8 protein-coding genes are annotated in these 10,575 nt (G+C 72.7%); 4 read left to right on the top strand and 4 right to left on the bottom strand.

Annotated features, from left to right (window positions below):
* Positions 1–84: 84 nt before the first annotated feature.
* Positions 85–1,326 carry a D-mannonate dehydratase ManD gene (gene manD / locus ACFT5B_RS17765; RefSeq protein WP_386800507.1) on the top strand — a complete coding sequence of 414 codons (1,242 nt, stop codon included), beginning with the start codon at positions 85–87 and terminating at the stop codon, positions 1,324–1,326.
* Positions 1,323–3,296: an alpha-glucuronidase gene (locus tag ACFT5B_RS17760; protein WP_386800506.1), complete on the top strand. Its 1,974-nt coding sequence runs from the start codon at positions 1,323–1,325 to the stop codon at positions 3,294–3,296. Before manD ends, ACFT5B_RS17760 begins: the two co-directional genes overlap by 4 nt.
* A gap of 30 nt (positions 3,297–3,326) precedes the next feature.
* On the opposite strand, the gene ACFT5B_RS17755 is transcribed toward ACFT5B_RS17760, so the two are convergent.
* Positions 3,327–4,085, bottom strand: a complete 759-nt coding sequence (locus ACFT5B_RS17755; protein WP_386800505.1) for a BTAD domain-containing putative transcriptional regulator — start codon at positions 4,083–4,085, stop codon at positions 3,327–3,329.
* Positions 4,086–4,628: 543 nt separating this feature from the next.
* On the opposite strand from ACFT5B_RS17755, the gene ACFT5B_RS17750 reads away from it, so the two are divergent.
* Together ACFT5B_RS17750 and ACFT5B_RS17745 are read left to right on the top strand one after the other, a co-directional pair.
* The gene (locus ACFT5B_RS17750; RefSeq protein WP_386800504.1) at positions 4,629–5,711 is read left to right on the top strand and encodes a hypothetical protein; all 1,083 of its coding nucleotides are present in this window, start codon (positions 4,629–4,631) and stop codon (positions 5,709–5,711) included.
* A gap of 44 nt (positions 5,712–5,755) precedes the next feature.
* Positions 5,756–6,121 carry a hypothetical protein gene (locus tag ACFT5B_RS17745; RefSeq protein ID WP_386800503.1) on the top strand — a complete coding sequence of 122 codons (366 nt, stop codon included), beginning with the start codon at positions 5,756–5,758 and terminating at the stop codon, positions 6,119–6,121.
* 51 nt (positions 6,122–6,172) lie between these two features.
* Here ACFT5B_RS17745 and ACFT5B_RS17740 read toward each other — a convergent pair whose 3' ends face one another.
* From ACFT5B_RS17740 to ACFT5B_RS17730, 3 genes are read right to left on the bottom strand one after another with little or no spacing between them, the layout of a single operon-like run.
* Positions 6,173–8,221, bottom strand: a complete 2,049-nt coding sequence (locus tag ACFT5B_RS17740) for a beta-galactosidase (protein ID WP_386800502.1) — start codon at positions 8,219–8,221, stop codon at positions 6,173–6,175.
* A 16-nt stretch (positions 8,222–8,237) separates the two neighbouring features.
* Entirely contained in the window at positions 8,238–9,005 is a 768-nt protein-coding gene (locus ACFT5B_RS17735) for a glycosyltransferase (RefSeq protein WP_386800501.1), read from the bottom strand.
* 5 nt (positions 9,006–9,010) lie between these two features.
* Positions 9,011–10,567, bottom strand: coding sequence for a xylan 1,4-beta-xylosidase (locus tag ACFT5B_RS17730; protein ID WP_386800500.1), 1,557 nt, complete (start codon positions 10,565–10,567; stop codon positions 9,011–9,013).
* Positions 10,568–10,575 lie beyond the last annotated feature (8 nt).

Raw genomic sequence — 10,575 nt, 5'->3', positions numbered from 1 at the left:
GTTCTTGTGCGACCCGCCCGGCGTGTCGCACAAGAACTACGCACTCAGCGGGAGAGATGCCGTCGCACACCGTCTGGAGAACGCATGACCACCGGCACCGCCATCCGCACCGTCGAGGTGCTCGTCACCAGCCCCGACCGCAACTTCGTCACGCTGCGCCTGACCACCGAGGACGGCGTCGTCGGGCTCGGGGACGCGACGCTCAACGGGCGTGAGCTCTCGGTCGCGTCCTACCTCAAGGACCACGTCGCGCCGCTGCTGATCGGGCGGGACGCGCACCGGATCGAGGACACCTGGCAGTACCTGTACCGCGGGGCGTACTGGCGCCGCGGCCCGGTGACGATGGCCGCGATCGCCGCCGTCGACGTCGCGCTGTGGGACATCAAGGCCAAGGTCGCGGGCCTGCCGCTCTACCAGCTCCTCGGCGGCGCGTCCCGGACGGGAGCGCTCGCCTACGGCCACGCGTCCGGCCGCGACCTGCCCGAGCTCTTCGACTCGATCCGCCACCACCTCGACGAGGGCTTCCAGGCGATCCGCGTGCAGACGTCGGTGCCCGGCCTCAACGCGGTCTACGGCGTCGCGGCGCAGCGGACGTCGACGGGTGCGCGCTACGACTACGAGCCGGCCCAGCGCACGATCGTCCCCGCCGAGGAGGACTGGGACACCCGCTCCTACCTGCGGCACGTCCCCGGCGTGTTCGAGGCGGTCCGCAACGAGTTCGGCCCCGAGCTCCCGCTCCTGCACGACGGCCACCACCGCATGACCCCGATCCAGGCCGCGAAGCTCGGCAAGGCGCTCGAGCCCTACGACCTGTTCTGGCTCGAGGACTGCACGCCCGCCGAGAACCAGGAGGCCCTGCGCCTCGTCCGCCAGCACACGACGACGCCGCTCGCCATCGGCGAGGTCTTCAACACCGTCTGGGACTACCAGACGATCATCCGCGAGCAGCTCATCGACTACGTCCGGTCCGCCGTCACGCACACGGGCGGCATCACGGCGCTGCGCAAGATCCTCGACTTCGCGGCCCAGTACCAGATCAAGTCCGGCATCCACGGGCCGACCGACATCTCGCCCGTCGGGATGGCCGCCGCGCTGCACCTCGACCTCGCGATCCACAACTTCGGGATCCAGGAGTACATGCAGCACGGCGCCCGCACGAACGAGGTCTTCCAGCAGACCTTCACGTTCACGGACGGCCTGCTGCACCCCGGCGAGCAGCCCGGCCTGGGCGTCACGTACGACGACGCCGCGGCCGACACCTACGCGTACCAGCCGGCGTACCTGCCGGTGAACCGCCTCAAGGACGGGACGGTGCACGACTGGTGAGCACGCAACCCTGGCACACCGCCTGGCTGCCCGACGACGCGTTCGCGCCGCTGGGCCGCCGGGTCATCGTGGTGGACGCGAGCGCCGACGACGCCGCCGGGCTCGCGGCGACGGTCGTCGCGGAGGTCCGCGCCGCCGTCGAGCGGTCCGGCGGCCGGCTCGCCGACGCCCGCGCCGACGCCGGCGCCGACCTCGTCCTCGCGGTCGACCCCGACGCCGGCCTGCCCCCGGAGGGCTTCGCGATCGCCCGGCAGGACGGCACGACGCGCGTCACCGCCGGCGACGAGGCCGGGCTCCTCTACGCGTTCTTCCACGTGGTGCGGCTCGGCGAGCGCGCGTTCGACGACGCTCTCCCGGCGAGCACGCACGCCCCCGCGCACGCGGTGCGCATGCTCGACCACTGGGACAACGTCGACGTCCACGACGTCATGGGCCAGGTCGAGCGCGGGTACGCGGGCGGATCGATCTTCTACGCGGCCGGCGCGGTCCGCGACGACCTGACCCGGGTCGGCGCGTACGCGCGGCTGCTCGCGGCGTCGGGCGTGAACCGCGTGGCCGTGAACAACGTCAACGTGCACCGCACCGAGGCGCGGCTGCTCACGGACCGGCTGGGCGACGTCGTCCGGCTCGCGGACGCGTTCCGCCCGTGGGGCGTCCGGGTCCACCTGGCGGTGAGCTTCGCGGCGCCGATGACGCTCGGCGGCCTGGGGACGTGCGACCCGCTCGAGCCCGCCGTCGCGGACTGGTGGGCCGACGCGGTCGCCCGCGTCTACGACGCGATCCCCGACTTCGGCGGGTTCGTCGTCAAGGCCGACTCGGAGGGACAGCCGGGGCCGTTCGCGTACGGGCGCGACCACGCCGACGGCGCCAACGTGCTCGCGCGGGCCCTGGCCCCGTACGGCGGCACGGTCCACTGGCGGGCGTTCGTGTACAACCACCACCAGGACTGGCGCGACCGCAAGACCGACCGCGCCCGCGCGGCCTACGACCACTTCACGCCGCTCGACGGGAAGTTCGACGAGAACGTCGTCGTGCAGGTGAAGTTCGGGCCGCTCGACTTCCAGGTGCGCGAGCCGATCTCCCCGATGCTGGCCGCGATGCCGCAGACGCACCTGGCGCTCGAGCTCCAGGTCACCCAGGAGTACACGGGCCAGCAGAAGCACGTGTACTACCTCCCGGAGCAGTGGTCCGAGATCCTCGGCTGGGAGCCGTGGGCCGACGGCCGGACGGTGTCCGACGTCGCGCGGGACGTCGTCGCCGTGTCGAACGTCGGTGACGACCGGTTCTGGACCGGGCACCCGCTCGCCCAGGCGAACCTGTACGGCTTCGGGCGGCTCGCCTGGGACCCGACGCTCTCGCCGGAGGACCTGCTCGACGAGTGGGTCGGGCTCACGTTTCCCGGCGCGGACCCGCGCGTGCGGGACGTCCTGCGCGACCTCTTGCTCGGGTCGCGTGCGACCTACGAGCAGTACACCGCCCCGCTCGGGGTGTGCTTCATGGTCGGACCGGGGCACTACGGGCCGGGCGTGGACTTCTACGAGTACTCCCCCTGGGGCACGTACCACTTCGCGGACCGCGACGGCATCGGCGTCGACCGGACCCGCGCGTCGGGCACCGGCTACAGCGCGCAGTACCCGGAGCCGTGGGCCTCGACGTACGAGTCGCTCGACACCTGCCCGGACGACCTGCTCCTGTTCTTCCACCACGTGCCGTACACGCACGTGCTCCGCTCGGGAAAGACGGTCGTCCAGCACGTCTACGACACCCACACCGACGGCGCCGCGCGCACCGAGGAGATGGCGCGGCGCTGGGAGGACGCCCGCGGGCTCGTCGAGCCCGACCTGTTCGACCGCGTGCGCACGCTGCTGGCCGAGCAGGTCCGCAGCGCGGGCGAGTGGCGCGACCAGGTGCGCACCTACTTCTGGCGACACTCCGGCGTGCCGGACGAGCGGGGCGGGCCGCTGTACTGACGGGTTCGGGCGGACCGAGGCGGCCCGCCGCTACGCCAGCGGCGGGCGCGCCTCGGACTCGACGAGCGGGTTCCCGAACGGGTACAGCTGACGGATCGCCGCCCGGATGTCGGGGCCGGGCTCGACGCCGAGCTCCTCCTCGAGGACGCGGCGGAACCGCCGGTAGTGCCGGAGCGCGTTGCTCGGGTCGCCACGGCGCGCGTGGATCTCCACCGTGAGTCGGTTCGCGCTCTCCGACCACGGCTGCACGTCGACCGCGGCGAGCGCGTACGGGAGTGCCTCGTCCGGGTGCCCGGCGGCGAGCAGCTGCTCGGCCGCGGTCGCGAGCGCCTGCGCCTCGAGCATCTGGAGCCGCTCGTTGGGGGCTTCGAGCCAGCGGTCCTCCCACCCGGGCAGGAGCGTGCGCCCGATCCACGACGGCGGCGCGCTCGTCGCGGGGAACGTCGTGTCGTAGATGGTCGCGTTGATCCACGCGAGCGCGGTCTCGAGGTCGAGCGTCGCCTCCTCGGCGAGCGCCAGCACCTCCCCGGAGACGTGCACGAAGCCGGCGGCGACGTCCGCGAGCCGCGACAGCGCCGCTCGGAGGTTCGCCCCGGCCCGCGACGGGGCCGCGTCGGGCCACAGGAGCGCGCTCGCGTGAGACCGCGCGAGGGGCCCGACGAGCGCGACCAGGGCGAGCACGCGCTCGACGCTGTGCGGCAGGAGACGCACGCGCCCCTCGACCCGCACCTGGAAGGGACCGATGAGCCGGAGCTCGAGCCGGGCTCCCAGGTGTCCGTCGGGGCTCACTCGGACCGGATCGCCGGGGCGGCGCCAAGGTCACGAGCGGGCTCAGGACGCATAACCGCATGCTAGGCGCGACCCGCGCGGCCTCGCGTGAGTTCGTCGTGCGGGCGTGTCACGCGAGACCGCCGCGGGCACCGGCGGATCCGGCGGTCGACGACCTCGGCGCGGTCACCTCCTGCCGCGGGACCGTACTCGCCCGACCGGGTGCGCGGTGCGCCCCGGCGACACGCCGCTGACACCGATCGTCGGACGGGTGCGCGGGCGTCCGGTTCCGCCGTGCGGATTCCCGCCGGCCCGTTCCGGCGTGGCAGGCGCGGCACGGGAACCGCGGGATCCTGCGGGCCGACGCACGGGCGACGTCCCGACGACGCCGTCGTGCAGCCCGGCGCGTGCGTCCCGACGCGGACGCGCGGACGCCGTGCGGGGGCGCGCCCCGACGAGCACGCCGACCCGACGGCGGACCCCGCCGGGCCGTGCGCCTGCCCCGCTCCACTGGGAGGTCCGAGGCGCCCGAGCGCGCCGACCTCACCCAGCAAGGGGGAACCGATGAACACCAACTGGAACCTGGGATTCACCCAGATGCTCCGCAACACGCAACCGTCGTACTGGGGCAACTGGAGCCTCGACGCACAGGTCGCCGCCGGCGCCGTCGGGATCGTGACCCCGACGACCGGCGCCTTCCAGTACGTCTCCACGCTCCCGGACGCGGACGTCGCCACCACGACCTCGCCGTCGAACGAGTGGAAGGTGCAGTCGTCCGACGTCACCCAGTCGTCGGCGTCCGTGAACCTCAACGGCTCGGTCACCGACCCCGACACGGGGACGAAGGTCGACGCGGGGCTCGAGATGACCTGGAAGTTCGGGCACGAAGGATCGCTCAGCTCGACGTTCCTGCTCGCGAACCAGGCGTACCTCACCTCGCCCCTGACCCAGCTCGCGGCGAACAACGACTGGCTGGTCCAGCAGGCCAAGAACGCGGGGATGTACCAGAACGGGCAGATCACCCAGGGCTTCGGCGTCATCACCCAGGCCCTCATGGCCGTCAGCGGCCTCAACCTGGGAGCGCAGTCGCAGAACTCCTCGTTCTCCATCACCGGGTCCGTGGGCGCGACGAACACGATGGCCGGCAACGCGGGCGGCGACGCGAAGGGGTCGTACGCCCAGACCAAGGCGAGCGCGGCGTTCGAGCAGCACCTCTGGCCCGCCGAGGCGAACGTCGTCGCGACCGACCTCATGCCGATCGCCTACCAGTTCGCGTCGTTCGTCGGTCAGACGCCCGTCCTCGGGTGGGTCAACAACCTGTCCGGGATCTCGATCCTCCTGGACGACTCGCACGGCGGCACGTACATCGTGGACGCCACCGCGACGTACACCGTCAACGGCCAGGTGCTCAAGACGAGCGCCCAGGTCTCGGGCGGACGCACGACCATGATGAACAGCATCCCGGTCGGCGCCACCGGTCTCACCCTCGACCTGTCGTTCCAGGGCATGTTCAGCGACGAGCGCCACCACTTCAGCTGGCCCTCCCCGGTCGGCCAGTTCCCGAACGGCCAGATCGTCATCGACCTGTTCGGCGTGTGGCCGGGTGCCACGCGCGCCGTCGAGCGCGGCACCGGCGCCGTCGGCTGACCCGCCCTGCCCCCACCATCCATCGAGCGAGAGAAGAGAGCATCATGCCTTGGAACGCGAAGTGCCCCAACGGTGGACCCGCCGGGTTCACGGACAACGACGCGATCGCCGCCGTCAACGCCGCCGACTTCACCCAGTCGGTCTACGTCAACACGTCCGCACGGAGCCAGGCCACGCGTCAGGCGTACACGTACGTCACCGTGGTCGACAACGCCGGCACGGCCTGGACGATCTGCGTCGTCGGGCACATCCACATCAACCCGAACACCCACACCTACACCGGGCCGGGGTACTGCTACATCCCCGGCTGGGACGACTGGGAGATGCAGACGCCCGCGCTCCAGGCGGCGGCCATCATCCCGCTCGCCGACGGCGGGGCCTTCCCGGGCGCGAACCGCTACCCGCACTGACACCGCGCACAGGACCCGCCGTCGCCCGGCGTCGGCGGGTCCTGCCGCGGGTCAGGGGCGCTCGCGCAGGACGACGACGTCCGTCGGCTGCAGCCGCAGCGGGTCGCCCCGGCGCACCTCGCGGCCCGTGAGCAGGTCGGTCCCCGCGGTGTACGCCGGGACCTCGACGGCCCCGGTCCCGTGGTGCAGGAGGAACGCGGTCCGCACGCCGTCCCGCTCGCGGACGGCGACCTCGAGGTCCGGCACGTCGGCGTACGGCCCGACGAGCCGGTGCCGGTCGAGGACCTGGCCCACGACCCACCCGACCCCGGCGTCATCGAGACCCGTGGCGACGTACCAGCCGTCGCCCGACCCGAACGTGTTCCGCGTGACCGCGGACGTCCCGGCGTAGAAGTCGCTGCCGTACGTCCCGACGACCTCCGCCCCCTGCGGCACGACGACCTCGAAGACCAGGCCGGCGTCCGCGACCAGGCTCGCCGCGCCGTCGTCGGCGGCGGAGCCCGGGGAACGGAGGGTGACGGGGTTGGCGACGCCGGGCTCGGCGGAGTCGGTCTCGTCGACCCGGAGCCCGAACAGCGCGCCGAGCGGCCCGGGGGCGTCCATGAGGTAGGCGTTGTCGTCCTCGTCGACGCGGCCCGCGTAGAACGTGGACACGACGCTCCCGCCGCGCCGCGCGACGTCCTCGAGGCGGGCCGCGACGTCGCCCTTGAGCAGGTGCAGCAGCGGCGCGACGACCACGTCGTACCCGGACAGGTCGGCGGTCACGGGCACGACGTCGACACCGACGTTCGCCTGCCACAGCGCCCGGTAGTACTGCAGCACGGTCTGCACGTAGGACACGTGCCGGTTGAAGCCGTCGGTCATCTCGACGGCCCACCACGAGTCCCAGTCGAACACCAGCGCGACGCGGGCCGGCGTGCGCGCCCCCACGACGGCGTCGCCGAGGGTCGCGAGCTCGGCGCCGAGCCCGGCGACCTCGCGGAAGGCCCGGGTGTCGGTCCGGCCCGCGTGGTCGAGGACGGCGCCGTGGTACTTCTCGCACGCGCCGCGCGACTGCCGCATCTGGAAGAACAGGGCGGCGTCGGCGCCGTGCGCGACGGCCTGCCAGGTCCACAGCCGCATGACACCGGGCCGCTTGACCGGGTTGACGTCGCGCGAGGCGGTGATGGTCGGGGTCTGCTCCATGAGCCAGAACGGCGCACCGTCCTTGAGGCCGCGCATGAGGTCGTGCGCGAGCGCCATGCGCGCGTGCTCGCGCATCCCGGGCGGGTAGTTGTCCCAGGACGCGAGGTCGAGGTGCGGCGCCCACCGGTGGTAGTCGATCGGCTGGTAGATCCCCATGAAGTTGGTGGTCACGGGGGTCACGGGGTCGACGGCCCGGATCGCGTCCTTCTCGGCCCGGTAGCACGCGAGGAGCTGGTCGGACATGAACCGGCGGTAGTCGAGCGTGATCCCCTGGAAGGCGGTGTGGTGGGGCCCGCGCCAGTGCTCGCTCAGGGCGTTCGGCGGCACGACCTCCTCCCAGTCGGAGAACAGGTGCGACCAGAACGTCGCGTTCCAGGCGTCGTTGAGGCGCTCGAGCGTGCCGTAGCGCTCGCGCAGCCACACCCGGAACGCCGCGGCGCAGTGGTCGCAGTAGCACGCGCCCCCGTACTCGTTGCCGACGTGCCAGGCGACGAGCCCGTCGGTGCCCGCGTAGCGCTCGGCGATCCGTCCGGCCAGCGCGACGGACAGCCGCCGGAACACCGGCGAGCTCGGGCAGAAGTTGTGCCGCTGCCCGTAGACGTGGTGGCGGCCCTCGAAGTCGGTCCTGTTGACCTCCGGGTAGCGGTGCGCGAGCCACGGCGGCATCGCACCGGTCGCGGTCGCGAGGACGATCGTCGCGTCGTGCGCGACGGCCTCCGCGACGATCTCGTCGAGGCGCGTGAAGTCGTAGGTGTCCTCGTCGGGCTGCAGGAACGACCAGGCGAAGACCCCGAGGGTCACCGTGTCGATCGACGCCTTCTCGAACGCCCACCAGTCCTCGTCCCAGACGGTGCGGGGCCACTGCTCGGGGTTGTAGTCGCCGCCGAACGGGATCTTGGGGGGCGCGAGCGTCATGGGACGAGATCTCCAGTCAGTTGTCGGGGGTGGTGAAGCGGTCGCGGACGTCGTCGAGCAGGCGCTGGTCGCCGCGGTACCAGAACCACACCCAGATGCCGCCGACGAGCGCGAGCAGCACCTCGGTGCCCACCCAGACGAGGGCGCCCGCGACGACCACGAGCGACACGACGCCGAACGAGACGACGGGGAACCGGGCCAGGTAGTAGGCGGCGAGGCGCGCCACGTCGCGGCTGCGGAAGTTGAAGAAGGTCGCGATCGCGACGGCGTGCAGCGCCCAGGTGAGGACCGCGACGGCGATGACCGCGAGCACGACGGCGTACGCACCGCTCACGCCGGCGGCGTCGGCGTTCGCGAGGACCTGCCCGATGATGCCGAGGACGACCAGTGCGGGCGCCCACACGCGGAGCACGTCCGCCGCGCCGAGCCGGTAGCCCCGCACGAACGAGCGCGCGGGCGCGAGCTCGGCGTCGGCGTCGCGCCCGAGGCGGTCGCGGTCTCGCATCGTGTAGAGCGCGGCGGAGAGCGCCGGACCGACCGGGATCGCGAACACCGCCCCGAGCAGCACGTTGCTCCAGGACCGGTCGAGCAGGAGCAGCAGGACGATCGTCGGCGCGCACGCGAGCGCCAGCAGCACGGTGACGACGGCGAACCAGTAGACGACCGCGGTGAGCCGGCCGAGCGCGCCGTGCCCGAGGTCGCCGGGGACGTGCGGTCCCGGGCGCTCGGGGGACGCGTCGCGGTCGTGGGGCGCGGGGCGGCGGACGTCGTCGTCGGGGCTCATGGCGGTCACCGTAGCCCCGCGTCCTCGGCGTCCGGGGTGCGCCCGAGGATGCGGGCGTCGTCGAGCCAGGCGGGGGTCTCGTCGACGACGGGGTCGAGCTCGACGAGCGTGACCCCGTGGCGACCCACCGTGAGCACGAGGTCGACGCGGCCCTCCACGACGGGCAGGGAGGCGTGCGAGCGCACGGGCTCGGCGGCCTCGTGCAGCGTGTCGAGCTGGCGGAACGTCGGCGAGGCGGGGCGGCCGAGCCGCTGCCACGCGGTGAACGCGTTGCCCGACTCGTCGTCGACCTCGGACCGGTGGGCGTAGGCCGTCACGGGCGCCGGCCCTGCGGCCACGGCCCCGACGGGAACGGACAGGCGCAGCGTGTGCGACTCCGGCTCGGCCGGGTCGTCGGTCCCGCCCACGGGCTGCCACGCGAGCACGGCCACCCGGCCCGACGACGCGTCGCGCGTCACGAGGTGGTCGTCGCCGCGCGCGAGGACGTCGCGCCCCATGCGCGCCATGAACGCGTACAGGTGGTAGGTCGGCTTCTTGACCTGGCGGTGCGCGAGCATCCCGAAGCCGCCGTGGAAGATCGAGGTGGGGATGTTCTCCTCCTCGAAGACGTCGCAGAACGTCCAGTAGGAGAACGAGTCGACGAGGTCTCCGCCGCCGGCCAGCACCGGAGCGAGGTAGGCGGCGTTGAACGCGGTGTCGTGGACCGGGTTGTCGGGCCGGTACGAGCTGTTGAACTCGGTCACGTGCGCGGGCTTGCCCGCGAGCGCCGTCCCGGCCAGGAGCTCGGCGGGCCGGCCGAACTGCTCGAGCAGGCTCTCCGGACGGCGCAGCGTCTGGTAGGTGCCGAACGGCACGTGCTGGGCCGGGCCGGTCGTGTAGGCGTGGAAGGACACGAAGTCGCAGGGCACCTCGCGGTCGGCCACGAAGTCGGCGAACGGCGCCCACCAGTCGTCGGCGCCGGGAGAGATCGCCGGGCCGCCGACCTGCAGGTCGGCGTCGACGTCCTTGACGGCGCGGACCGTCTCCTCGTAGAGCCGGAAGTAGGCGGGCTGGTCGGCGTCCTTCCAGAAGTTCACGAGGTTCGGCTCGTTCCAGACCTCGACCGGCCAGGTGCGGACCTCGTCGAGCCCGTAGCGGTCGATCAGGTGGCGCAGGACCGCCTGGACGAGCGCGGTCCACTCGCGGTGGTCGCGCGGCGGGGTGATGTTGCCCTTCCACCAGAACACCGTGTCGTCGCCCGACGCGAGCCCCGACGGCATGAACCCCAGCTCGAGGAAGGGCTTGATCCCGAGCGTGAGGTACGCGTCGACGACCTGGTCGACGTACGTGAACGCGTACCGGGTCCCCGTGTGCCCGGCGGCGTCGTACGGGCGGTGCACGCCGACGTCGTCGGACAGGAGGCCGTGCCCGCGCACGTACCGGAAGCCGATCTCGCGCTGCACGAGCGCGAGCGAGTCCTGGTAGTCCTGGCGCAGCGCCAGGTTGAACCGGCCCGTGCCCACGCAGGTGCGCCAGGCGTCGGACAGCGTGCTGATCGGTTCGGAGGGAACGACGGTGCTCACGGGACGGT

This window comes from Luteimicrobium sp. NPDC057192 (assembly GCF_042670205.1).
Lineage (GTDB): Bacteria > Actinomycetota > Actinomycetes > Actinomycetales > Cellulomonadaceae > Luteimicrobium.
This window is presented reverse-complemented; position numbering and strand designations above follow the sequence as displayed.